This is a genomic window from Kribbella pratensis (genome assembly GCF_004365355.1).
GTDB lineage: Bacteria > Actinomycetota > Actinomycetes > Propionibacteriales > Kribbellaceae > Kribbella.
Map to the genome: position 1 here is coordinate 470280 of NZ_SODP01000004.1, position 24351 is coordinate 494630.

25 protein-coding genes are annotated in these 24351 nt (G+C 68.0%); 11 read left to right on the forward strand and 14 right to left on the reverse strand.

What is annotated here, in order from left to right; all coding sequences use genetic code 11:
- Positions 1-72: 72 nt before the first annotated feature.
- A complete protein-coding gene (locus EV653_RS36605) occupies positions 73-792 on the reverse strand; it encodes a GntR family transcriptional regulator (protein ID WP_130388014.1) in 720 nt (239 codons plus the stop codon).
- A gap of 139 nt (positions 793-931) precedes the next feature.
- On the opposite strand from EV653_RS36605, the gene EV653_RS36610 reads away from it, so the two are divergent.
- The 3 genes from EV653_RS36610 to EV653_RS36620 all read left to right on the forward strand — a co-directional run bounded on the left by EV653_RS36610 (position 932) and on the right by EV653_RS36620 (position 3109).
- Positions 932-1951: an SIS domain-containing protein gene (locus EV653_RS36610; protein WP_134110412.1), complete on the forward strand. Its 1020-nt coding sequence runs from the start codon at positions 932-934 to the stop codon at positions 1949-1951.
- Between the two features lie 3 nt (positions 1952-1954).
- Positions 1955-2596, forward strand: coding sequence for a GNAT family N-acetyltransferase (locus tag EV653_RS36615; protein ID WP_134110414.1), 642 nt, complete (start codon positions 1955-1957; stop codon positions 2594-2596).
- Positions 2597-2686: 90 nt separating this feature from the next.
- On the forward strand, positions 2687-3109 hold the full coding sequence (locus EV653_RS36620; RefSeq protein ID WP_134110416.1) for a VOC family protein: 423 nt from the start codon (positions 2687-2689) through the stop codon (positions 3107-3109).
- On the opposite strand, the gene EV653_RS36625 is transcribed toward EV653_RS36620, so the two are convergent.
- A complete protein-coding gene (locus tag EV653_RS36625; protein WP_238160695.1) occupies positions 3106-3885 on the reverse strand; it encodes an IclR family transcriptional regulator domain-containing protein in 780 nt (259 codons plus the stop codon). The two genes, EV653_RS36620 and EV653_RS36625, sit on opposite strands and share 4 nt — an antisense overlap.
- Positions 3886-3952: 67 nt before the next feature.
- On the opposite strand from EV653_RS36625, the gene EV653_RS36630 reads away from it, so the two are divergent.
- Genes EV653_RS36630 through EV653_RS36640 form a run of 3 tightly spaced genes read left to right on the forward strand, consistent with a single transcriptional unit; the run spans position 3953 to position 7629 of the window.
- On the forward strand, positions 3953-5038 hold the full coding sequence (locus EV653_RS36630) for a maleylacetate reductase (RefSeq protein WP_134110420.1): 1086 nt from the start codon (positions 3953-3955) through the stop codon (positions 5036-5038).
- 15 nt (positions 5039-5053) lie between these two features.
- Complete coding sequence (locus EV653_RS36635; RefSeq protein ID WP_134110422.1) at positions 5054-5899, forward strand: intradiol ring-cleavage dioxygenase; 846 nt, start codon at positions 5054-5056, stop codon at positions 5897-5899.
- Positions 5896-7629, forward strand: a complete 1734-nt coding sequence (locus EV653_RS36640) for an FAD-dependent oxidoreductase (RefSeq protein ID WP_134110424.1) — start codon at positions 5896-5898, stop codon at positions 7627-7629. Before EV653_RS36635 ends, EV653_RS36640 begins: the two co-directional genes overlap by 4 nt.
- Before the next feature lie 27 nt (positions 7630-7656).
- Here EV653_RS36640 and EV653_RS36645 read toward each other — a convergent pair whose 3' ends face one another.
- The 3 genes from EV653_RS36645 to EV653_RS36655 form a co-directional block, all read right to left on the reverse strand.
- Positions 7657-7842 (reverse strand): hypothetical protein, encoded by a 186-nt coding sequence (locus EV653_RS36645; RefSeq protein ID WP_130442589.1) that lies wholly within the window; start codon positions 7840-7842, stop codon positions 7657-7659.
- A 137-nt stretch (positions 7843-7979) separates the two neighbouring features.
- Positions 7980-9137: an alpha-amylase family protein gene (locus EV653_RS36650; protein ID WP_134110426.1), complete on the reverse strand. Its 1158-nt coding sequence runs from the start codon at positions 9135-9137 to the stop codon at positions 7980-7982.
- The gene (locus tag EV653_RS36655) at positions 9127-10131 is read right to left on the reverse strand and encodes an FUSC family protein (protein ID WP_134110428.1); all 1005 of its coding nucleotides are present in this window, start codon (positions 10129-10131) and stop codon (positions 9127-9129) included. The genes EV653_RS36650 and EV653_RS36655 overlap by 11 nt, the downstream gene beginning before the upstream one ends.
- Positions 10132-10180: 49 nt before the next feature.
- On the opposite strand from EV653_RS36655, the gene EV653_RS36660 reads away from it, so the two are divergent.
- Positions 10181-10603, forward strand: a complete 423-nt coding sequence (locus tag EV653_RS36660) for a MarR family winged helix-turn-helix transcriptional regulator (protein WP_134110430.1) — start codon at positions 10181-10183, stop codon at positions 10601-10603.
- On the opposite strand, the gene EV653_RS36665 is transcribed toward EV653_RS36660, so the two are convergent.
- A complete protein-coding gene (locus EV653_RS36665) occupies positions 10585-11211 on the reverse strand; it encodes a TrmH family RNA methyltransferase (protein WP_134111013.1) in 627 nt (208 codons plus the stop codon). The two genes, EV653_RS36660 and EV653_RS36665, sit on opposite strands and share 19 nt — an antisense overlap.
- A gap of 60 nt (positions 11212-11271) precedes the next feature.
- Here EV653_RS36665 and EV653_RS36670 point away from each other — a divergent pair, with 60 nt between their 5' ends.
- Positions 11272-11979, forward strand: coding sequence for a DedA family protein (locus tag EV653_RS36670; RefSeq protein ID WP_238160696.1), 708 nt, complete (start codon positions 11272-11274; stop codon positions 11977-11979).
- On the opposite strand, the gene EV653_RS36675 is transcribed toward EV653_RS36670, so the two are convergent.
- The 7 genes from EV653_RS36675 to EV653_RS36710 form a co-directional block, all read right to left on the reverse strand.
- Positions 11967-13181 (reverse strand): hypothetical protein, encoded by a 1215-nt coding sequence (locus EV653_RS36675; RefSeq protein ID WP_134110432.1) that lies wholly within the window; start codon positions 13179-13181, stop codon positions 11967-11969. The genes EV653_RS36670 and EV653_RS36675 overlap by 13 nt on opposite strands.
- A 26-nt stretch (positions 13182-13207) precedes the next feature.
- Positions 13208-13618: a hypothetical protein gene (locus EV653_RS36680; protein WP_134110434.1), complete on the reverse strand. Its 411-nt coding sequence runs from the start codon at positions 13616-13618 to the stop codon at positions 13208-13210.
- A 93-nt stretch (positions 13619-13711) separates the two neighbouring features.
- A complete protein-coding gene (locus EV653_RS36685) occupies positions 13712-16693 on the reverse strand; it encodes an AfsR/SARP family transcriptional regulator (RefSeq protein ID WP_134110436.1) in 2982 nt (993 codons plus the stop codon).
- A gap of 216 nt (positions 16694-16909) precedes the next feature.
- Entirely contained in the window at positions 16910-17767 is an 858-nt protein-coding gene (locus EV653_RS36690) for a LemA family protein (RefSeq protein WP_134110438.1), read from the reverse strand.
- Positions 17768-17997: 230 nt separating this feature from the next.
- The gene (locus EV653_RS36700; protein WP_134110439.1) at positions 17998-18699 is read right to left on the reverse strand and encodes a DUF3137 domain-containing protein; all 702 of its coding nucleotides are present in this window, start codon (positions 18697-18699) and stop codon (positions 17998-18000) included.
- Positions 18699-19244, reverse strand: a complete 546-nt coding sequence (gene pyrE, locus EV653_RS36705; protein WP_134110441.1) for an orotate phosphoribosyltransferase — start codon at positions 19242-19244, stop codon at positions 18699-18701. The genes EV653_RS36700 and pyrE overlap by 1 nt, the downstream gene beginning before the upstream one ends.
- 28 nt (positions 19245-19272) lie before the next feature.
- Positions 19273-19899, reverse strand: a complete 627-nt coding sequence (locus EV653_RS36710) for a class E sortase (RefSeq protein WP_134110443.1) — start codon at positions 19897-19899, stop codon at positions 19273-19275.
- 84 nt (positions 19900-19983) lie between these two features.
- Between EV653_RS36710 and tdh the strand changes: the two genes are divergently transcribed.
- Both tdh and EV653_RS36720 read left to right on the forward strand, forming a co-directional pair.
- Positions 19984-21033: an L-threonine 3-dehydrogenase gene (gene tdh / locus EV653_RS36715; RefSeq protein WP_134110445.1), complete on the forward strand. Its 1050-nt coding sequence runs from the start codon at positions 19984-19986 to the stop codon at positions 21031-21033.
- Positions 21033-22217 carry a glycine C-acetyltransferase gene (locus EV653_RS36720; protein WP_134110448.1) on the forward strand — a complete coding sequence of 395 codons (1185 nt, stop codon included), beginning with the start codon at positions 21033-21035 and terminating at the stop codon, positions 22215-22217. The genes tdh and EV653_RS36720 overlap by 1 nt, the downstream gene beginning before the upstream one ends.
- Here the strand turns inward: EV653_RS36720 and EV653_RS36725 are convergent.
- Positions 22186-23055: a hypothetical protein gene (locus EV653_RS36725; protein ID WP_134110450.1), complete on the reverse strand. Its 870-nt coding sequence runs from the start codon at positions 23053-23055 to the stop codon at positions 22186-22188. The genes EV653_RS36720 and EV653_RS36725 overlap by 32 nt on opposite strands.
- 151 nt (positions 23056-23206) lie before the next feature.
- On the opposite strand from EV653_RS36725, the gene EV653_RS36730 reads away from it, so the two are divergent.
- Complete coding sequence (locus tag EV653_RS36730) at positions 23207-24292, forward strand: winged helix DNA-binding domain-containing protein (protein WP_134110452.1); 1086 nt, start codon at positions 23207-23209, stop codon at positions 24290-24292.
- Positions 24293-24351 lie beyond the last annotated feature (59 nt).

The window sequence follows — 24351 nt, forward strand, 5'->3', positions numbered from 1 at the left end:
GTTGATGAACAGGACCGATCCAGTTCGTTGCATCCGGATGTCCTCCAGGAGCGGAGGCCGCTCCGGGACCGGTCAGGCGGACCCGGTTCGCGGGCCGCGGGGGGTCAGGGCCATGTGCAGCCGGTAACGGTCGGCGCGGTAGGCCGACCAGGACAGTTCGACGACCTTGCGGCCGGCGAACGTGGTGCGCTCGAGGACCAGCAGGGGTGCCCGCCTGGCCACGCCGAGCACCCGGGCGACATGACCGTCGGCGTTGTCCGCCCGGACGGTCTGCTCACCGGAGGTGACGACAACGTCGTACTCACTGGCAAAGACGTCGTACAGAGTGCCGAGCTCGCGGCCGAGAAGGCCGGGGAAGAGCGCGGACGGGTAGTAGCCGACCTCGTAGGCCATCGGCGACGCGTCGGCCGTGCGCAGCCGCTCGACCCGGATCACCTTGGTGCCCTTGGCGACCCGCAGGCCCTTGGCAGTCTCGTCGGAGGCCTCGATCTCGCTGGCCGACAGCACCACGGTCCCGGGCTCGAGGCCACGGGCCCGCATCTCCCGGGAGAACGAGGTCAGGTGCAACTGGGAGTCGACCTGGGGGCCGGTGACGAAGGTGCCCTTGCCGTGCACACGCTCCAGCGCGCCGGACTCGACCAGGTCGCTGATCGCCTGCCGGACGGTCACCCGCGAGACGTTCAGCTTGTCCACCAGAGCCCGCTCGGACGGGATCGGATCGCCGGGATGCAGCTCGACATCGATCAGCCGTTCCAGCACCGATCGGACCTGGGCCCGCTTGGTCGCCACCATGGAATCTCGATCCTCCAGACCTGGGCGGATCTCGGGGGTGCCCCGGGACGCCGCTCACTGCTATCGTGCGCAGCATACCTGTTAAGACCAGATAGGACCAGTGATCCCAGTGGTGTCTGTGCCCGCCCAGGAAACCCAGATGGCGCGCGAGATCGCCGAGCAGCCGGCGGCGCTCGCGGCGACGTTCGAGCATGTCCTGCCGCTGCGGCACGACATCACCAGGCTCGCCGCCGGGCGGCGGCACGTGATCTTCGTGGCCCGGGGGTCATCGGACAACGCCGGGGTCTACGGACGGTACCTGACCGAGATCCACGCCGGCCGGCAGGCGTCCCTGGCCGCTCCGTCGGTGGCCACGCTCTACGGCGCGAACCTCGACCTCTCGAACTCGCTGGTCGTCGCGGTCAGCCAGTCGGGTGCGACCCAGGAGATCGTCGACACCGCCGAGTGGGCGAAGCGGAACGGCGCCGCGATCGTCGGCATCACGAACGACGGCGACAGCCCGTTGGCGTCGACGGCCGACGTCGCGCTGATCACGCAAGCCGGCAAGGAGCTCGCCGTACCGGCCACCAAGACGTACACGACGCAGCTGGCCGCGATCACGGTTGCCGTGGATGCGCTGGCGCAGCGGCCGGGGACGCTCGACGCGGACATCGCGCGGGTGCCGGACGAGGCGGCGAAGATGCTGTCCGGGTCGGTCGAGGCCGCCGCGGACCTGCTGGCCGGCGCACACGACGTACTCGCGAGCGGTCGCGGCCTTACGTTCGGCACGACCCTGGAGGTCGCGCTGAAGCTCGAGGAGACCTGCCTCCAACCGGTGCGCGGACTCTCGTACGCCGACCTGAAGCACGGCCCGATCGCCGTCGTCGACGCCGACCTGGTCACGATCCTAGTCGCGGCAGGCGACGGCCCCGCGCTCCCTGGCATGACCGAGCTGGCCGGTCTCGTCCGCGAGAAGGGCAGCAAGATCCTGGGCATCGGCGGCGACCCCACGTTCGCCTCCCGCTGCGACGTGAACCTCCCCGGTCCTGCCCTCCCTGAGACGCTCGCCCCGCTCGCCCTCGTCATCCCTGCCCAACGAGCCATCGAACTGCTCGCCCGCAAGCTGGGCCTCGACCCCGACGCACCCCGCGGCCTCCGCAAGGTCACCCAGACGGACTGACCTGTGCCGCTGCTCGTCGATCCAGCGCTACCCCAAGGAACGCTGCGCAATCTCCCTCAGCCGCGACTGACGACGACCGACGGATCAACCCAGCGGCCGTCGCAGCACGACGGATTAGCCCTACGGCCGTCGCAGCACGACGGATTGACCCTGCGGCCGTGGCAGCACGGCGACGCGGACGCAGTGCGGACGGCGTTCGCCTGTCCCGAGATCCAGCGGTGGCATGTTCGCCGGCTCGACACACTCGAAGAAGCAGTTGAGTGGGTCGGGCAGTGGGCCGAGCGCTGGGAGACCGAGACGGCGGCGAGCTGGGCGATCGTCGATGGCGATGATCAGCCGATAGGACAGATCGGCCTGCGCAACATCTCGCTCGCAGAGGGGTCAGCCAGCCTGTCGTACTGGGTGACCCCGGCCGCTCGAGGCCGGTCCATCGCCGCGAGATCGGTCCAGGCGCTGTCCGCCTGGGCGTTCGAGTCGATCGGCTTCCACCGGCTGAACATCCAGCACTCCACCGCCAACAGCGCCTCCTGCCGAGTCGCCGAGCGAACCGGTTACAGGGCCGAGGGCACGTTGCGGCAGGCCATCAAGCACGCCGACGGCTGGCACGACTGGCACCTCCACGGCCGCCTGCGCACCGACGGATAAACCCTTCCAACAAAGTGCTCACTCGGTGAGCACTTTGACTGGAATCGTGGTGGTCATCAACCGGGAAGACCCCAGGAAAGGACCACCACGATGTTGCGAGGACTCGCCACCGTCAGCTTCTACGCCGCGGATGTGAAGGCGGCACGCGCCTGGTACGAAGACTTGCTCGGCATCGAGGCGTACTACGCCGTGCCGAGCGCCGAGGACCCTGCGTACGTCGAGTTCCGCTTCGGCGACTTCCAGTGCGAACTGGGCATCATCGACGCCAAGTACGCCACGCACCAGGTCACCACTGGCCCCGCGGGGGCTGTCGTCTACTGGCACGTCGACGACCTCGAAGCCGAACTCCAACACCTCCTCGCCCACGGCGCCACCCTCCAAGACCCAATCACCGAACGCGGGAACAACACCGGCTTCCGCACCGCGGCGGTAGTCGACCCGTTCGGCAACCTCATCGGCATCATGAACAACCCGCACTACCTGGAGATCCTCGAAGACCTCAAGACCGCCTAGAAGTTGCCGCGGTGCGTCAGGGCGGTGGTTATTTGCGCGGCAGCTTGCTGGAGGTGGGGCAGGGCTTCGGTGCGGAGTGAGGTGGGGGTAGAGCGGGACGCGTGGGCGGAGACGTTGAGGGCGGCGATGACGCGGCCGCGGGAGTTGTGGATGGGTGCGGCGATCGAGCGGAGGCCCTGCTCGAGTTCCTGGTCGACGAGCGCGTAGCCGTCCGTGCGGGCCTGGGCGATCGTGGCGCGCAGGTTGTCCGGGGATGTGATCGTGCGCTGAGTGAGCGCCTCGGCCTGCAATGAGTCGAGGTACGACGTGAGCTCGTCCTCCGGCAGGCCCGCGAGCAGGACGCGGCCCATGGAAGTCGGGTACGCCGGGAGGCGGGCGCCGACGCCCAGGGCGACCGTCATGATCCGGCTCGTGGGGACGCGGGCGACGTAGACGATGTCCGGAAGGTCGAGGGTGGCGATCGAGCAGGACTCGCGGGTCTTGGCGCTGAGCTCCTCCATGAACGGGCCGGCGAGTTCGCCGAGGTCCAGCGACGACAGGTAGGCCCAGCCGAGGGCGAGGACGCGCGGTGTCAGCGAGAAGCGGCGGTGGTCGCTGCGGACGTACCCGAGCTCTTCGAGCGTGAGCAGGATCCGCCGGGCGGTCGCGGGCGTGATGCCGACCTCTCGCGCCACCTCGCTGAGCGTCAGCGAGGGCGCCTCGGCAGAGAACGCGCGGATCACCGCGAGGCCGCGCTCCAGGCCTTGCAGAAACGTGCCTGTAGACGCGTCACTCACCATCGGCTAGCCTACTTTTCGTTGAAAGAAGAACTATTCGCTGAGCGAAATCCTATCGGAGCTGCCGATGCCGCGTCCAGCTGAAACGGGACCAGCGGAGCCTCAAGCCGGGTTCGTGCACACGTTCCTGCCGGGGCGAGTGGTGCTCGGAGCGGGCTCGCTCGACCAGGTGGCAGGCGAGGTCGAGAGCCTCGGTGTACGGCGGGCGCTGGTCGTGGCGACCAGATCCGCACGCGACGCGGCAGACGTGGTAGAGGTGCAGCTGGGCGACCGGTTCGCGGGGCGGATCGATGGCGTCACCCAGCACGTGCCGACCGAGGTAGCGGAGCACGCCCGGGCCAAGGCGCGCGAGGTCGACGCGGACGGGATCATCGCCATCGGCGGCGGCTCAGCAATCGGCCTCGCCAAGGCGGTCGCCCTCACCAGCGACGTGGCGATTGTCGCGGTGCCCACGACTTACGCGGGCTCTGAGATGACGCCGGTGTGGGGCGAGACCTCGGGCGGAAGCAAAACGACCGGCAGCGACCTGAGGGTGCTGCCGCGAGTTGTCGTGTACGACCCGGTCCTCAGTCAGCACCTGCCGAAGAAGGTCACCGCAGCAAGCGTTGCCAACGCGATCGCGCACTGCGTCGAGGCCGTCTGGACCCCGAAAGCCGATCCGATCACCGAGGTCACCGCGGTCGAAGGGCTCCGCGCCCTCGCCACCGGCCTCCGTCAAACACTCACCGAGCCACTAGATTTAGATGCCCGAAGCAACCTTCTGTACGGCGCCTGCCTGGCCGGGTCGGCGTTGGCGACCGCCGGGACAGGACTGCACCACAAGCTGTGCCACCTGCTCGGCGGCACCTACAACCTCCCTCACGCGGAGACGCACGCAGCGGTCCTGCCACAAGTCGCCCGCGTCAACGCTCCCGCAGTACCCCGATCCAAAGCACGACTTCAAGCTGCACTCGGCACCGCAGACCTGGCCGACGGCCTGTTCGACCTGTTCACGGCGGCGGACGTCCCGACCAGCCTGAGGGATTTAGGGCTGACCGAGGACCAGGCGGGACAAGCAGCGAAGGCGTTCAAGCCCACCGACAACCCGATCCCCGTGACCGAGGACCTGGTGCGCGAGATCCTCACTCGCGCCTGGGCCGGTACGCGACCTTGACGAGCGAGGAGACCGATGGATCTGCAAGGCGATGACCTGACCGAGGCGGTGGTGGCCAGCTTCGACGGCAGCGCGAGCGACCGCTACAAGGATGTGATGAGCGTTCTCGTACGCCACCTGCACGCGTTCGCGCGGGAGGTGGAGCTGACCGAGGACGAGTACTTCACCGCGATCGACTTCCTCACCCGGACCGGTCAGATCTCCACCGGTACGCGGCAGGAGTTCGTGCTGCTGGCCGACGTACTCGGGCTGTCGATGCTCACCGTCGGACTCGGCAACCGCAAGCCGCCGGAAGCCACGCAGTCCACTGTGTTCGGCCCGTTCTTCGTCGAGGGATCGCCCGAGGCACAACTCGGCGACGACATCGCGAACGGCGCCCCGGGACAGCCGTGCCTGGTGAGCGGCAAGGTCCTCAACACCAAGGGCGAACCGATCGCCGGCGCGCTCGTCGAGACCTGGCAGGCCGATGAGGACGGGTTCTACGACGTACAGAAGAACCTCGACGGACCGCAGAACCGGGCCCATCTCACGACCGATGCCGAAGGCAACTACCGGTTCTGGGCGGTGAAGCCGGTCGCCTACCCGATCCCGGACGACGGACCGGTCGGCGAGCTGCTCCGAGCCGGCGGTCGCGGTCCGATGCGACCCGCGCACATCCACTTCATGGTCACCGCACCGGGATACGCACGCCTGATCACCCACGTCTTCGCGGCCGGCGACGAGTACCTCGACACGGACGCGGTCTTTGGAGTCAAGCACTCCCTGATCGCCGATTTCACCGAACACCAGGACGACGGCAAGACCTACTACTCCGTCGAGTACGACCTGGTGCTCGCGACCACCGAGGAGACGCAGCAGTGATCACGACAGACGTCCTCATCGTCGGCAGCGGCCCAGCCGGCGGCGCCGCCTCACTCTTCCTGTCCACCTACGGCGTCGACAACATCGTCCTGACCCGGTACGGCTGGACGGCGAACACACCCCGCGCGCACATCACCAACCAGCGCACGATCGAACTCATGCGCGACATGGGCATCGAAGACCAGATCAACGAGAGCGGCACCGCCCACGACCTGATGGGCCAGACGGCGTTCTGTACCAGCCTGGCGGGCGAGGAGATCGGCCGGATCCGCACGTGGGGCACGCATCCGCGGCGGCTCGCCGACTACACCGAGGCGAGCCCGTGCCTGCCGTGCGATCTCCCGCAGACGCTCTTCGAGCCGATCCTCGTCAGTACGGCGGCCAGCCGCGGAGCACAGCTCCGCTTCAACACCGAGTACCTGTCGCTCGAGCAGGACGATGACGGCGTCACCGCGACGGTTCGCGACCGGCTCAGCGACACGACGTACCAGATCCGGGCGAAGTATCTGATCGGCGCCGACGGCGGGCGCAGCAAGGTTGCCCAGGACATCGATCTGCCGATGGCCGGCGCGATGGACATCGAGGGTTCGATGAACATCGTCTTCGAGGCCGACCTCAGCCGGTACGTCGCCCATCGCCCGAGCGTCCTGTACTGGGTCCTCCAGCCGGGCGCGCAGATCGGCGGCATCGGCGCCGGCCTGGTCCGGATGGTCCGCCCGTGGAACGAGTGGCTGATCGTCTGGGGTTACGACATCTCGCAGCCCGCGCCGGTGGTCGACGAGGCGATGGCGACCGAGATCGTGCACAACTTGGTTGGCGACGACACCATCGACGTGAAGCTGAAGGGTACGTCGGTCTGGAGCGTCAACCACATGTATGCCGAGAAGGCGTCCAAGGGTCGCGTGTTCTGTATGGGCGACGCGATCCACCGCCATCCGCCGAGCAACGGCCTCGGCTCGAACACCTCGATCCAGGACGCGTACAACCTGGCGTGGAAGCTCGCACTGGTCGTGAAGGGCCAGGCCTCCCCCGACCTGCTCAAGACCTACGACGACGAACGGGCGCCGATCGCGAAGCAGATCGTTGACCGGGCCAACAAGAGCCGCAACCAGTTCGGGCAGATCTTCCGCGCGCTCGGGATGACCCCGGACGCGCCGGCCGGGCGGACGATCGAGTCCCGCAAGGACGACACACCCGAAGGCGCCGCGCAGCGCGAGGAACTACGGCAGGCGATCGAGCTCAAGGACTACGAGTTCAACGCGCACGGTGTCGAGCTCGGCCAGCGCTACAAGTCGTCCGCCGTGCTCGAGGACGGTACGCCCGAGCCGCCGTACGAGCGGGATCAGGAGCTGTACTACCACCCGACGACCTGGCCGGGCGCACGGATCCCGCATTGCTGGCTGACCCGCGGGTCGGAGACCGTCAGCACGCTGGACGTTGTCGGCAAGGGCCGGTTCACGTTGCTCACCGGCATCGGCGGCGACGCGTGGGTGAAGGCGGCCCAGTCCGTGTCCGAGCACCTCGGCGTACCGATCGAGCCGTACGTGATCGGACCCGGTCGTGAGCTGGACGACCTGTACGGCGACTGGGCGCGGGTGCGCGAGATCCCGGACGAGGGCTGTCTCCTCGTCCGTCCGGACGCACACATCGCCTACCGTTCGTTCGAACAGCCCGACGACCCGACGGATGCGCTGCGGCAGGCCGTCAGCACGCTGCTAGGACGCGCCTGACAGCTTCCAGGGCGCGCCTGACCGCTCCTAAGCCGCGGACGACGCTTCGGAGCGGAGAATCTGGTCGAGGATCGCCGAGATCTCCGCGGTCTCGGCGTCGAGCAAGGTGATCAGCGCGACCCGGGAGGTCTCCGTGCGCGCCTCCAGAGCCGCCGCGCTCAAGGCGCGCACGGTCCCCAACTCGTGGATCAGTTCGTCCCACAGAGCGTTCATCAACAAACCCCCATGTCCCCGTCGCAAACCCAGTACGACGTGCTTGATGCACGCCGAGCCCCCCGAGTTGGGGCTGACTTTGTGTCGAGAAGGCCTCACTTCTGTCACCAGGTACAACGCGGCACCCCGGGCGCACGTTACGGATGTGTCAAGAATTTCCAGCTGTGCGGCGGAACGACGACCGCATCCTCCAGCGGGAACTCCGCGTCGGAATCCGACACGTTGAGCAGAAGCAGCACCGATTCGTCGTCGTGCCGGGCCCGCAGCGCGATCGTCTGGTTGGTCACGTGCTCGACCTTCGTCCGGGCACGCGTGAGCCACGAGTGCCGTCGGCGCAGACCGATCAGCTCCTGATGGAGGCGGTACGTCGGCCAGCCGTACGACGCCAACTCGTCGGGCGTCTCCGGGAAAGCAGGGCGAATCGCATCGTCACCACCGACGCGGTCCTCCTTCAGCCCACGGAACGCCTGCTCGTCACCGGAGTAGATGCTCGGTACGCCGCCGACCGTGAACAGGATCGCGAGCGCATGACCGAGATGCCGCTCGTCCTCGAGACGGGTCGCGAGCCGCGTCACGTCGTGGTTGCCGACGAATGTCTGCGGGACGAAGGTGTCGAGCAGCGCGTTGTGCCGGCCCAGCGCGTACGAGAGCTCGAAGAAGTTGCCGTCGTTCAGTGAACTCCAGATCGCCTTCCACAGTTCGTACTGCGTGACCGAGTCGAGCCCGCTCCTCTCGACGTACTCGGCGTAGTCGCCGTGGATCACCTCACCGAAGTACCAGGCGTCGCGGTCTCGTGGCAGCACGGCGCGCCAGAACTCGGGCGGCACGGCGTACGCCGCGTCGAGGCGCCATGCGTTCACGCCGCGGTCGAGCCAATGACGGAGTACGTCGCCGACGTACTCCCCGACGGCGGGGTTGCTGTGGTCCAGGGCGACCAGGTGCTCGTGGCCCTCGAAGGTAGCGCCGTCGCTGCGGAACCACTCCGGGTGGACGAAGGAGCGGGCCACGTGGTTGAAGACACCGTCGAGGGCGATCCGCAGACCGCGATCGTGCGCCTTGGTGACCAACCGGTCGAAGTCGGCATCGTCGCCGAGCCGAGGGTCGATGCGGAAGTGATCGATAGTGTCGTAGCCATGCGTCTCGGAGGCGAAGATCGGACCGAGCAGGAGCCCGTTGCAGCCAAGCTCGATGGCATAGTCGAGCCAGTTCTCCAGGTGCGCCAGGCGGGCGCCGGTGCGATCGGCCGTGAAGCCGAGCGGGTAGATCTGCCACCAGATCGCGTGGTCAGCCCACATGTCTTCTCCTCAACAGCACAGTAGGAACGATCGCGATCAAGCAGCCGATCACGGTGTCGACGAGCCGGTACCCGACGGTCGAGAACCCCGGCGTACGGCCGAGGTCCATCAGCAGGACGACGAGCGGGGTCATGACGGTGGCATAAGCAGCGTAGTTGCGTTCCTTCAGCAACGGCCGCAATCCGGCCAGGACGCTGACGACCGCCACGATCACCCACGACGGTGGCACCCACAGGATGAGCGCTCCACCGACCAACACGCCGGCACAGGTCCCGGCGCAGCGCTGTGTTGCCCGAAGCAACGATCCGCCGCGGCGACGTACGACGATCACCACTGCGAGTGCGATCCAATACCCCTTCTCCTGGTGCCACAGCTGCCCTATCACTTCCGCAACAGCAAGCGCAGGGACCAACTGCACGGCGTACAGCCAGCCATCGAACTGCCGCAGCTTCCCCCGCCACCGCCGCCACAACTGCCGGTACGTCGGCCGCGCGGCCTCCGGCTCGCTGGACGAGAACGCCAACCCCAGCACGATCGCCCACGCGACCCCGAGCGCGAACCAGCGAGCCACCTCCCACGGATCCGCCGCGCCCAGCCCGGTCGCCATCACGAGGAACGTGACAAACCGCGTCGTCGCGTCCGCCATCCACCGGCTGAACCCACCCACAACAGCAGCTACCGCTACCAGCCCGACCACGCCGGCCGCGCCACCCCATCCCCGCCCACCCAGCCACGCCCCCGCCAGCGCGCCGACCGTCACAACCGCCCCAAGACCACTTTGTGCACCGGCCAACCACACGAACCGCCTGAGAACGGTTGGTGGGCGCCCAAAGTGCGACATGGCCAGGGCGCCGAGCGCCGCGAAGGAGGCGTGGGCGAGGTGGTCGGTGGTGACGCCGTAGGTGATCGGAACAGCCATCGCGAGAGCCGCGGTGACCAACTGGGCCGGGACGACAGGCGTGTCCCGCGACCAATGGATGAGGTGAACACTCATAGTAAGCTGAGCTTAGCATTCTTGAGCGTCAGTAATGGAGGGATAGTAAGTGGAGGCTTATGACACCGCAGTGGCGCTGAGGCGGACCAGCACTCGGCTGGCGCTGCGGCTGCGGGCTGAGCGGACTGGTGACGGGCTCGGGAGTACGGGCGTTGCCGTGCTGGGGCAGCTGCATCGGCGGGGAGCGTTGACGGCGAGCGAGATCGCGGCGGCCGAGCGGGTGCAGCCGCAGTCGTTGACGCGGGTGCTCGCGAGTCTCGAGGAGCAGAACCTCATCAAGAGGGAGCAGGACGCTCAGGACCGCCGCCGGCACACGATCGAGCTGACCGAGGACGGGCGGCAATTACTCCGCGAACACATGAAGAGCTCCGACGACTGGCTGGCCGAAGCCATTGAAACCCGGCTCAACCCGACCGAGCGGGCGGTCCTTCAGCTAGCGGCGGGAATCCTCGATCAGCTGCTCGACGGCTGACCGAAAGTGTGGCGCCGGATCCACGCGTGCATGGCGATCGCGGCGGCCGCGCTGGCGTTGATGCTCCGGGTCGAGCCGAATTGCGCGATCGAGAGGACGGCCGTGCAGATCGCGTGGGCATCATCGGTCAGCCCGGGACCCTCTTGACCGAAGAGCAGGACGCATTCGCGCGGTAGGTCGTAGGTCTCCAGCGGGACCGAGCCGGGCAGGTTGTCGATGCCGATGACGGGCAGTGAGTGCGCCGCGGCGTACGCGGCCAGGTCGGCCAGCGTCGGTTGGTGGCGGACATGTTGGTAGCGGTCGGTGACCATCGCGCCACGGCGGTTCCACTTCCGGTTCCCGACGATGTGGACCTCGGCCGCCAGGAAAGCGTTCGCTGTCCGCACGACCGAGCCGATGTTCAGGTCGTGCTGCCAGTTCTCGATCGCGACGTGGAACGGGTTCCGCCGCCGGTCCAGGTCCTCGACGATCGCCTCGAGCTTCCAGTACCGGTACTTGTCGACCACGTTGCGCCGATCACCCTCGGCGAGCAGCTCCGGGTCCAGCCGCGGGTCGTCCGGCCAATCACCCACCCAGGGGCCGACGCCGACCTCGTTCGGCCCGACCATGTCCGCTCCCCGGAGGTCGCTGCTCAGCTCATGCACAGGTCGGGACGCTACCCTGTCCGCGTGCTTCCTCTTGTCGCGATGCTGATGCCGAACTGGATGGACCCGGAGTACCTTCTGAACTGGATGGGTAACTGGGCCCTCTGGGGCACGCTGATTGTGGTGTTCATCGAGTGCGGGCTGCTGTTCCCGATCCTGCCCGGTGACTCACTGCTGTTCGCCGTCGGCCTGTTCATCGCGCGCGGCACGATCGACGTACCGCTGTGGCTGGCCTGCGTACTGCTGACCGTGGCCGCGTTCCTCGGCAACGTGTCCGGCTACTACATCGGCCGATTCCTGGGTACGTCGCTGTTCCGCAATCCAAACGCCCGGTTCCTGAAACCGAAGTACATCGAGCAGACGCACGACTTCTTCGAGCGGTACGGGCCGCGGGCGCTGGTGATGGCCCGCTTCGTGCCGATCGTCCGCACGTTCATCACGATCGTCGCCGGCGCCGGCCGGATGGACCCCCGCAAGTTCTTCCTCTGGACCGCGGTGGGCGCGCTGATCTGGGCCCCCGGCATCACGTTGCTCGGCCACGCCCTCGGCAACGTCCGGTTCATCCACGACCACCTCGAGTCAGCCCTGATCCTGCTGGTGCTGGTCTCCCTGATCCCGATGCTCGTCGAGTACTTCCTCGCCAAGCGCCGCAACCGCAACAACTCCGACGGCCCGGGCGCCGCGAAGCACGCCGCCCCGAAGCACGCAGTCACGAACAATCACACCGACTGAAGCTCGCGCCACCGCGCCAGGCACAACTCCAGCGGCACCGACGGAATCCCCTGGCCGAGTACTTCGAACCGCTCGCCGGTCAGCAACCGCCGTACGTCGTCCGGCCTGATCGGCACGTGCCGGGTGACGAACTGCCGCTCGGACACATCAATGTGCAGCTGGAGATCGCGCAGCTCGGCGTGGATCCGGGACACTCCGTAGAACTCGGGTTTGGCGCCCTTCTCCAGCCAGCGGCCGTACCCGAGCACCTGGGTCTCGATGCGAATGTCGCGCATGGCCGGGGTGACCAGACCGAGCTCTTCACGCAGCTCCCGCTCCATCCCCGCAGCGGTTACGTCCGTGAGGCGGTCGCGTCCGAGCAGGTCGAGTGGTTCGAGACTCCCCGAGCCGCTCGGCGCGACCAGCCCTGCCGACGATCGCGAGGCAACGCCCTGGTGGACCAATATCATCCAGCCATCGGCCGTGAACGCGACCGTGGAGACGCCCACCTGGTTGCCGAGACCCGTGGCATTCAAGGGGATCAGACGGCCGTCGTCGGTGATGAGACGCGGGTTGATGTCGGCTACCGTCCGGCCGAGGCTCCGGCTCAGCCACTGGCGACCGGCCAGGTAGTTCGAGGCCATCATGTCGAAGTACCGCACCGGCTGCAGGCGGACTGCTCCGCCGGCCGGATCCGGATCGTCACACAGCCCGACGTTCAGCCCGTCGAACGGAGGAGCCGCCGAACGTGACCGCTGGGATCGGGCCAGCGCGATGACTGTCGGCTTGATGGCCGCCAGGTCGGGCGGGAGCGAGTACGTCCTGGAGTCGACCGCAACCGGCCGGTCCAGACTGCGGTCGACCGACGGGCTGGTGACGATGCGGCCCTGCGCACAGCGGACCAGCTGCCAGTCACCTTCCAGTACGACGTCAGGCACGGGATGGTCGAGCGAGTACAGGTCCTGCAGCTCCTGCCGCACTTTGACCCAGTCGCTGACCAGCGGGATCAGTCCGATAATCGCGAGCACCACCGCGACGACGCCAGTGCCCAGGCTTTCCACTCCGAGCGCCAGCACACCGATGAGCGACAGGACCGTGCCGGCGACGACCGCCCAGTTCTTGGCCAGCAGCAGCCTGGCCCATCCCCAGGAGGCCGAGAACCGGTGGCTCAGCCACAGTCCGGCGCCGTGGCGGAGCGGTTTGGCGGCTTCGAGTTCTCCCACCGCCCAATTATCGAGGGACGTCCCGGTCAGTGACCGAACGGGAAGTGTGGTTCGGACCACACGAAGTCGGTGCTGAGTAGGGACAGGTCGGCGACTTCGACCGGGCCGAGCAGCAGGGGGCCGAGCACCTGACCGGAGCCGAGTGAGCAGGCCACCCGGATCCGGTCTGCCGCCTGGTACCAGACCAGCGCCCCCCGTGGCGCCGCCCCTTCACGGAGCAGGTCGTGGTGGTTGAGCCAACCAACCGCATCGGCCGCATCGTGCCAACCGCTGTCGTGCGCATAGCCGAACGCCATCCGCTGGAACTTCAGCGGCCAGTCCTTCCAGGCCGCCGATCCGAGACGTTCCAGCTGCCAGTTCAGCGCCGCCTCGTTGTCCCGCGGGTTTGCCACCCGCGGGACGTTCGGGCGCTCCACGGCTACCTCCCCCCAGGCCATAGGTTCTCTCCCCCGATTCCCCCGAAAACCTCGGCCTGTGCCGTGGCATGGTCAGATCCTGTCCGACCGCGATACAGCCGCCGTACATTCGGCTCAGCCGGCCGCAACCCCTGTTTCAGACGCTGAGAGCAGCCCGCGACAGGCAGTTGCCGCGGCGTCGTTGCCCGCCTGCTGCCACACACGCGCGGCGCGCTCGAGGGTACGGCGGGCGTTGTCAAGGCTGCCTGTGGACAGGTACAGCTCACCGAGGTGCTGCGCCGCCTGGCCTTCGACACTGCGATCGCCCAGCCGATGGCCGATGTCGATCGCGTCCAGCAGCGTCTTCCGCGCAGCGGCAACCTCACCGCGTTCCATCAACGCCTGCCCGAGCAGCGCCCGGGTGTACGCCGCACAGTGGTCGTCGCCCATCCCGTCGAAGATCGCCAGCGCCTTACGCAGCTGGCGCACCGCCTCCTCATGCCGCCCTTGAGCGACGCGGAGCGCTGCAATGCGGCGTCGTACCTTCGCCTCCCGATGCGCGTCGGCACGGCGTACGGCGATCAGGAACGCCTGCGCCAGAAGGCTCCGCGCGATATCGAGATCGCCGCGGCCCAGGTAAACGTTCGCCGCCGCAGTCCGCGCCAGGGCCTCGGCGTTCCCGTTGCCGTCCTCGACGAACGCCTCGATCGCCTTCTCGTACTGCGCCAACCCCTCGTCGCGCTGCCCGCGTTCGCGCAGCCACGTGCCGAGTCCGACGGCCACCACGCCCTCGCCGAGCCGGTCGCCCACCTCGGCGAACGCCTCCGCGGCCGCGTCGAAGTGACGCCGCGCGTTGTCCCAGTCGTCCTGGTAGACGGCGAGCTGGCCGAGGTTGCGATGCATGATCGCCTCGCCGTGCCGGTCGCCGCACTCGATCGCACTGAGGAGACCCTGCTGGTGCGAACTGTTCCAGTCGTCGAACCCGGCGCGCAGGTCCAGGTAAGGCCCCCAGGCGGCCGCGATCCGCCATGCGTGGTCGTGCAACCCGTTCTGCGCCGCGGCCCGGATCGCCGGCACGAACGTACTGCGTTCGCTGTCCAGCCACGCGATCGCGTCCGCCTCGGTGAACGGCGACGGGTCCGGCGCCGTCAACGGCCCGATGTGCTCGAGAACGCCGAAGTACTCGAACGACAAGGCGTCGTTCGCGCGGCGGATCTTGTTCAGAATCGCTTCGACCACAGTCTCGACGTCGCGGACCGCCTGCGCCTTCTGCTCCTCGTCGCCGACCCCGAGCGCGTGCAGCCGCAGCAGGTCGTGGACGCGATAGCGCGCCGTACCGCGGTGGTCCACCGAGCTGATCCGGACCAGGTTGACCTCGATCAGCCGGTCCAAACTCCGCCGTACTGCGGCCGGCGACGCGACCGCCTCCAACGCACGGGCCGAGAAAACACCGACCGCGAAGTGGCCGATCAGCCTGTACAGCCGGGCCTCTTCCGGACTGAGAGCGCCGTAGCTCAAGTCCGCACTGGTCCGTACGGCGAGCTCGCCGATGCTCAACTCGTCCAGCCGCGACGTCTCGTCCCGCAACCGTCGAGCCAGCTCCCGCGCACTCAGATCGGGCCGCTGGGCCAGCCGACTGCCAACGATCCGGATGGCGAGCGGCAGGTTCGCGCAGGCGGTCAAGATCTCCTCGGCTTCCGGCGACGAGGCATCGATCCGCCCGGACCCGGCCACCGATGTCAGCAGTACTGCGGCCTCGCGGTCGTCGAACGTGTCGAGCGGCACGCTGTCCGCCCCGGCCAGGTCCATCAGCCGGTTGCGACTCGTCACTACTACTGCCGACGCACCGGTGCCGGGCATCAGCGGCGTGATCTGACCAGCCGCAGCGACGTCGTCGAGGATGATCAATACCCGACGGCTTGCCAGCTCGGACCGCAGCATCGCGGACCGGCGCTCCGGATCGGTCGGGATCGCGAAGTCCGGCAGGTTGAGGCTGAGCAGCAGATCGGTGAGTGCGGCGGCCGGATCGCGGGGCTGTGTCGCGCCGTGCATGTCCAGGTAGATCTGCCCGTCAGGGAAGTACTCCCGGACCAGATGGCCGAGCCGAACGGCCAGGGAGGTCTTCCCAGTCCCCGGTGCGCCCGAGATGACCGCGATCGGCGGCCGCACCGGGTCACGACCACAGACCAAGTCCCGCAGCTGCTCCAGATGACTCTGCCGGCCGCTGAAGTCAGGCAGGTCGAGCGGGAGCTGGCTCGGCGGCCTGACCGGGTCGGTCAGCTCAGGCGCGGCCATCGGTCCGGGTTGTGCGGTCGGCCCGGGGCGTTCCGCAGTACGGTCCGCAGGGATGCCCGGGTTGGGCCAGTTGGCCGAGCGGCCGTGCTCGGCGCGCGCACCGGCGGCCTCCAGCTCCGGACTTGGCTTGATGTCGAGCTCCTCGGCGAGCGTCTGCACCGCCTTCTGGTACGCCGCGCGCGCCTCACCGACCCGACCGGCCGCGACGAGCGCGTCGACCAGGCGCCGCCAGAGCTGCTCGTCGTACGGGTCGTCGGTCAGACGGGCACTGAGCAGCACAGCCGCGCCGCTCGCATCGCCGTACTCGAGCCGCAGGTCCAAGAGGTTGTCGACCAGGCCGCGGTGCTGTGCCTCCAGGCGGGCGATCGAGCCCTCCCACGCCGCGGGCATCGGCAGATCGTCGAGCGGACGGCCGCGCCAGAGCGAGTACGCACGAGACAGGACCTGCATCGCCTGCCTGCCGTCGCCCGCGTCCCGCAGGTGGCCGCCCTCGGCCAGCAGCGACTCGAACAGGCTCGCGTCGAGCTCGTCGACGCCCACCTCGATGCTGTAGCCGGCAGCCGAGGTGTCGATCGGCGCGGGCAGCCCGGCGTCATGCAGCACGCCACGCAGGGCGCGGACATACGTCCGGATGTTCGCGGTGGCCGACCGCGGCGGACTGCTCTCCCAGAGCGCGTCAGCGATCAGATCGGTCGAGACGAACCGGTTCGGGTGCAGGAGCAGGGTCGCCAGCAGCTGGCGCGGTTTGGCTGCCTTCAGCGGCTGGCCCTGGACGTGGACGAGGCGCAGAGGTCCGAGGATCCCGTACCTCAGACTGTCCACTCGTCCGACCTCTCCACTCTTGAATCGGCTTATCGTGTCATCCGGTCGCACCATGCGGAAGCCCGATGTACGCCGGATGTATCTCGCTGCGGCACTGTTGACTCAGGTACCGGGGGGAGGGCAGGCCCGGGCGTGGCGACTTGACCGCCGTCACACCGGGTCTGGCACTGGGAGAGAGTCCGGGGTCGGGGGTCCTGGGCTACGGGGAACCGGTGCCTACTGGCCACCGGTGAATGGCGGCTGACCGTCCTGCGGTGCGGGGGAACCCGCAGGCGGCCCGCCCACCGGTGGCTCTCCCTGTGCCTGGTATTGCCCGGGCGCGGGGTACTGACCGCCCTGGCCCTGGTACGGCGGCTGGGCCGGCGGCTGCTGGTATCCGCCCGGGATCGGCTGCGGCGGCGACTGGTAGTTGCCTTGGTCACCCGGCATCTGCGGGTGGATCTGCCCCGACGACGGCGCGCCCGGCTGCATCTGCGGCGGCGCCTGCTCGCCGGCGACCGACCCGATCGTGCCGAACGAGACCTGCGGTACGGCCCGGACCTGCTCGTCCTTAACCTCGAAGTACCCGGCCTTCTCGAACTTGAAGCCGCCGGCGATCAGGTTCGACGGGAACGCCTCGATCCGGGTGTTGTAGTCGCCGACGTTCGCGTTGTAGAACCGGCGGCCGGCGGCGATCCGGTCCTCGGTGTCGGTCAGCTCGCGCTGCAGGCCGAGGAAGTTCTGGTTCGACTGCAGCTGCGGGTAGGCCTCGACCGAGATCATCATCTGACGCAGCGCGCCGGACAGCTGACCCTCCGCCGCGGCCCGCTGCTCCGGGGTCGCGCCCTGCACGTTCACCGCCTGGGTACGCAGCCGGGCGACCTCCTCGAACACGTGCCGCTCGTGCGCGGCGTACGCCCGGACGGTCTCGACCAGGTTCGGGATCAGGTCGTAGCGGCGGTGCAGCTCGACGTCGATCTGCCGCCAGGACTCCTGGATCAGGTTCCGTTGCTTGACGAACCGGTTGTACGACGTGATCAGCATGATCGCCAGAATGACGAGCACCGCGACGATCACGATGATGACCCAAACCATGGCAAGCTCCCGAGTGTTGGCAGTGCTGCCTGCGACTCTACGGGCAGGGGGTGTCTCCCGACCCCACGCCGTCGCGAGCAGGTGCTCGGCGCGGTAGCTCGGCGTGCGGGAGGGAAGGCCTCGATGTGGTTCATCGTGGCCTTTCCTCCCGTGCGGCGAGGTGCCGTGCCGAGTGCCGCGCAGTAGGCGTGGGGTCGGGAGACACCCCCTCAGCCGGGTCCGCCGGGTGGTTACTGGACGCGGGGGTCGATGCCGGCGTAGTCGCGCCAGACGTACGGCGGGACGTTCTCGATCACCTGCTGGAGCAGACCGAGGCGGTTCATCAGCTGGTTGGGGTCGTGGTCGCCCTTGCCCCAGCCGACCAGCGAGTTTCCCTCGGTGCGCCAGCCGATCTCACCGCGGGCGAGCAGCAGCTCCATCATCCGCGGGGTGACCACAGCGTGCCCGAACCGCTCGTCGGTCGCCTTGACCCGGAACCTCCGGTTGAACTGCTCGCTCTCGAACTGGATGTCGCGGAAGCCGAACGCGTTCGCCACCGCGCCGCCGAAGATCCCCTCGTGCGTCACCTCGAGGTGCGGCAGCGCTCCCGGGAGCTGCATTACGACCACCGCGTATCGGTGCGTCGTGGTCCGCCGCTGACCCCGTCCGTTGGTCGTGTGGGTCTGGTAGCTGTAGTCGAAGGCAACCATCGGGTGCCCGTTGTACGCGCCGGACAGCACATTCTTGACGCGGTAGTTGTCACCGGTCTGGAACGGCGTACCCGACCACTGGCCGGCCAGCGACGGGTTGGACGGCACGTACGACCAGCCCTGCTGGGCCGCGAGAGCGGAGAACTGTTCGCGACGCTTCTTCGCCCGGTAGTAGTTGAAGTAGACGAGACCGACACCAACGACGACCGCCACCACGACGAGCAGGATGGTGCTGCTCTGCATCAGCTCAGACCCAGATCCTCGAGCCCGAACACCGACCGGTACTCCAGGCCCTCTGCCTCGACTCGCTCCTGCGCGCCGGTCGACCGATCCACGATCACCGCGACGGCTACGACCTCGGCCCCCGCCTCGCGCAACGCCTCGACCGCGGTCAGCACCGATCCGCCAGTCGTCGAGGTGTCCTCGACTGCGAGCACCCGCCGGCCCTTCACGTCCGGCCCTTCGATCCGTCGCTGCAGGCCGTGCGTCTTCTCTGCTTTCCGTACGACGAACGCGTCAAGCGTCCGGCCCTGCTGAGCGGCGGCGTGCAGCATCGACATCGCCACCGGATCCGCGCCAAGCGTGAGGCCGCCGACAGCGTCGTACTCCAGGTCCTTCGTCAACTCGAGCATCGCCGGCCCGATCAGCGGCGCCGCAGCCGCATCCAACGTGATCCGCCGCAGGTCGACGTAGTAGTCAGCTTCCTTCCCCGACGCCAACGTCACGCGCCCATGCACAATCGCCTTGCTTTTGACCTGCTCCAGCAATCCGTCCCGGTCGTAGCTCATAGGCGTTGAGCTTAGAACAAGCGTGAGCTCACGATTTCTTCTGGACCTTGACCAGGTGGCCGAAGGCGACTGAGCGGTCTGGGGAGTGGAAGAGGTCCTGGCAGGTGGTGAGGGTGATGAGCGAGGTGGTCGGGGCGTCGCGCTTGCCGGGGACCGGGTCTAGGACCCAGGTATCGGTTGGCTTGACGGTAAGGTCGCGGGGGGAGCCGTCGAGTTCGTAGGTGTAAACAGCGTCCTGCGTCTCGACGATGACTTGGTCGCCCTTGCGCAGGTCGAGCAGCTTGCGGAACGGCGAACCATGTGTGACCCGATGCCCGGCGATCGCGAAGTTGCCCGGCTGGCCCGGCAGTTGGGTGTGTGGATAGTGCCCGATCCCGCGCGCCAGGTCGTCCGCGTCGACACCCTCGACGACCGGCTTCTCCCAATCGGCGCCGAACCGCGGGATCCGCAACACCACAAACGCCTTCCCGGTCGACGGCTTGACGGTCTTCTTGGCCGCGGGCGCCTTCCACTGGTTGCGCAGGGAATCCTCGGCCTTGCCCATCTGATGGTTCGAGCTGATACCGGTCCCGAAGTACTGCCATCCCACCCACCCGAGCAGCCCGACCCCCGCCACCAGGAACACGATCCCGAGTCCCCTGACTACTCCCCGCATGCGGACAAGTATGCAGTTCGGCTGTAAAGGCTGTGTACGACGTGTCGATGGACGGCGATGGTTGCCCGGGACGACGATGTGGGCATGAAGGCGCTCATGAAGGCTGAGGCCAAGCCCGGTCTGTGGTTGCAGGACGTTCCGGAGCCGAAGATCGAGGCCGACGAGGTTCTGATCAAGGTCCTCCGCACCGGCTTGTGCGGCACCGATCTGCACATCCAGAACTGGGACCCGTGGGCGCAGAAGAACGTGCCGGTGCCGATGGTGACCGGGCACGAGTTCTGCGGCGAGGTGGTCGAGATCGGCGTCGGTGTCCGCGATGTCGCGGTCGGCGACCTGGTCAGCGGCGAGGGCCACCTGGTCTGCGGCCGCTGCCGCAACTGCAGGGCCGGCCGGCGCCACCTCTGCATCAAGACCCGCGGGCTGGGCGTCCACGTGCCGGGCGCGTTCGCGGAGTACGTCGCTCTGCCGGCGACCAACGCGTGGGTGCACAAGGACCCGGTCGACCTCGATGTCGCCGCGATCTTCGACCCGTTCGGCAACGCCGTACACACTGCTCTGTCGTTCCCGCTGGTCGGCGAGGACGTGCTGATCACCGGCGCGGGCCCGATCGGAGTCATGGCCGCCGCGGTCGCGCTGCACGCCGGGGCACGGAACGTGGTGATCACGGACCTCTCGGAGTACCGCCTCGACCTCGCGCGGAAGATCGGCGTCACCCGCGCGGTGAACGTCGGCGAGGAGACGATCGCGCAGGCGCAGCAGAGCCTCGGCATGCGCGAGGGATTCGACGTCGGGATGGAGATGTCCGGTCAGCCGGCCGCGCTGCGCGACATGCTCGCGAACATGACCCACGGCGGGAAGGTCGCGATGCTCGGGCTGCCGTCGGACGAGATCGCGATCGACTGGGGCACGGTCGTGCTCAACATGCTGACGATCAAGGGCATCTACGGCCGGGAGATGTTCGAGACCTGGTACTCGATGTCGGTGATGCTCGAGCGTGGGCTCGACCTGACGCCGGTGATCACCCACCGGTTCGGGTACGGCGACTTCGAGCGCGCCTTCGACGTGGCGCGCGCCGGGCACTGCGGCAAGGTGATCATGGACTGGACGGCTGAATCTCTGGAGGAGAAGCACTGATGTTCGGACGGATGCGGGACGACCTGACGGCGACCATCGGCGAGATCCGGGACGCCGGGCTGTACAAGTCCGAGCGAGTGATCACCTCACCGCAGCAGGCGCTGATCTCGGTTGCTTCAGGCAACGAAGTACTGAACTTCTGTGCGAACAACTACCTCGGGCTGTCCGACCACCCGGAGGTTGTCACGGCGGCCAAGGAGGCCCTCGACCGGTGGGGGTTCGGGCTGTCCTCGGTGCGCTTCATCTGCGGCACCCAGCAGATCCACAAGGACCTGGAAGGTGCCCTGAGCAAGTTCCTCGGCACGGACGACACCATCCTCTACAGCTCCTGCTTCGACGCGAACGGCGGACTCTTCGAGACCCTGCTCGGCGCGGAGGACGCGATCATCTCCGACGAGCTCAACCACGCCAGCATCATCGACGGCGTCCGGCTCTCGAAGGCCAAGCGCTACCGGTACAAGAACCGCGACATGGCCGACCTCGAGACCCAGCTCAAGGACGCCGCCGACGCGAGGTACCGGCTGATCGCGACCGACGGCGTGTTCTCGATGGACGGGTACGTCGCCCCGCTCGACGAGATCTGCGACCTGGCCGAGCGGTACGACGCGCTCGTGATGGTCGACGACTCGCACGCCGTCGGCTTCGTCGGCCCCGACGGCGCCGGTACGCCGTCGTTGTTCGGCGTGAAGGACCGCGTCGACATCGTCACCGGGACGCTGGGCAAGGCCCTGGGCGGCGCGTCCGGCGGTTACGTCTCCGCCCGGCGCGAGATCGTCGAGCTCCTCCGGCAGCGCTCCCGCCCGTACCTGTTCTCGAACTCCCTCGCTCCGTCGGTCACCGCCGCTTCCTTGAAGGCCCTGGAACTCATCGGCAGCTCCAGCGCCTTGCGCGACAAGCTGGCCGCCAACACCGAGCTCTTCCGGACCAAGATGACCGAGGCAGGCTTCGACGTCCTCCCCGGCGACCACCCGATCTCCCCCGTCATGATCGGGGACGCCGCCGAAGCCGGCCGGCTGGCCGACAAGCTCCTCGACCTCGGCATCTACGTCATCGGCTTCTCCTACCCGGTGGTCCCCCAGGGCAAGGCCCGCATCCGGGTCCAGCTCTCCGCCGCCCACTCCACCGAAGACGTAGAACAAGCCATCGCCGCCTTCATCGAGGCCCGGTCGGCCCTGGCGGGGTAGCCGCCTCCGGACGCGGCTGTCCGAGGGCTTGTTCGAGCCGCGCGGCGACCGCGTCCAGGTCCGGTGGCATCGTGAGCGGCGTGGCGGAGGCCAGCAGGTTCTCGATGTCGCCGCGGGCCGCCCGGACGGCGTCCCGGAGGGTGCGAGCCCGGGTGCCGGCGGCTTGATCGGGCGCCGACTGTTCGAGTGCGGTGAGCTTGTCCTCGGCCGTCACGACCCGGCTGGACTCGACGTTCCACGCGCCGGCGGCTTGGGCCGTGGAAGGCTGCCGGCGGAGCTCGGGGACAAGCACGCGGGCGAACCACGCCACCTCTGCCTCACCGGACGCGAGGTCGTCGCGCCAGGCCTGACGACGCCGCGACCTGACGATCAGCGGGATCCCTACGGCGAGCGCGACCAGGATCGCCCCCAGCACCCACCACAGCCAGGTAGGCGCCCCACCGGTCTCGGCCGAGGTGGGCTGTGTCGAGGGGGTGGTCGCCGCCGATGGCACGACCGACGCTGTCCGGGTCGCCGTGGTGGTCTCGGTCTGCGTGGCCTTCCTGGTCTCCGTGGCCCTGGTCGTCTCGGTCTCGGTGGCCCTGCTCGTCTCTGTCTTCGTCGCCCTGGTGGTCTCGGTCTCCGTCTGCGTCTTGGTCGTTCTGGAAGTCTCCGGCTCGGTTGGCGCGGACGTCGTTGCGGCCGGCTTCTCCGGGCGTTCGGGCGTACGAGTCGCACTCGGGAGTGTTGCGCTAACCGAGGCCGGCGTACGCGTCGACGAGCCGGACGGCCGTTCACCGGACCCGCCACAGGACACGAGCAGGAACGCCGCCAGCACCAGACCAACCGCTTGCCTCATCAGTGGCACATCCCCTCCGGCTCGATGGTGCGCGGCTCGGGCTCTCACGACGAAGATCCCACCTCCTGCGCAGGGCCCGACTCATCCCGGAGGGGCGATATGCGGACGGTCCACTGCCCCACTTGTCGGTCCACACAGGCAGGATGTGGGCATGTCGGTTCTGAGTGCGAAGGCGGTCAATCGGGCGACGTTGGCTCGGCAGGTGTTGTTGGAGCGGGAGCAGACGTCGGCTGTGGATGTGGTCGGGCGGTTGGCGGGGATGCAGGGGCAGGAGCCCAAGCATCCGTACGTCGGGTTGTGGTCGCGGATCACCGGGTTCGAGGAAGCTGAGCTGGATCGGGCAGTCCTGGACCGCACAGTCGTCCGGGCGACCATGTTTCGGGGCACGCTGCATCTCGTGACGGCGGCCGACTACCTGCGGTTTCGGACCACGGTGAGCCCAGTGCTGGAGGCTGGGTTGAAGGTGCTGGGCGATCGGGGCGCGGGCCTGGAGCCGGACAAGGTCGTCGCGGCGGCGGAGAAGTTGCTGGCGAAGGAGCCGTTGACCTTCACCGAGGTGCGGGACGCGTTGCAGGAGCAGTTCCCGGAGGTGAACGAGCGGGCGCTCGGGTTCTGCACGCGGATGCTCGTGCCGCTGGTGATGTATCCGGCGGACGTGCGGTGGTCCTGGACCGCGAACTCGCGGTTCACGCCGGCCGAGGAATGGATCGGCAAGAAACTGCACAAACGCGCCGAGCCGCTCGAACTGGTGACCCGATACCTCCAAGCCTTCGGACCGGCTACACCCGCGGACTTCCAGACCTGGTCCGGATTGCAGAAGGCCAAGCCGTTGTTCGACGAGCTCGACCTGGCGACGTTCACCGACGAGGCCGGCAAGACGTTGTACGACGTACCGGACGGACCGCGTCCCGATGAGGACACGCCGGCGCCGGTGCGGTTCCTGCCGGAGTTCGACAACGTGCTGCTCTCACACGCGAAACGGGAGCGGATCATCGCCGACGAGCACAAGCCGCACGTCTTCACGAAGAACCTTCGCGTCAAGGCGACCTACCTCGTCGACGGGCTGGTCGCCGGGCTGTGGACGGCCGAGAAGAAGCGTGGTGTGGCAACTCTCACGGTCACGCCGTTCGGCAAGCTGCTGAAGAAGACGCAGGCCGAATTGGAGCGTGAGGGCGCCGCACTGATTCGTTTTCTGGAGCCGGATGCCAAGACCCATGAAGTGGTTACTGCCGGTTAATGAGGTTGTTGTCACACGTCGGATGACTGGGCCAGAAACCCTTTGCCGGGTGGAATGGG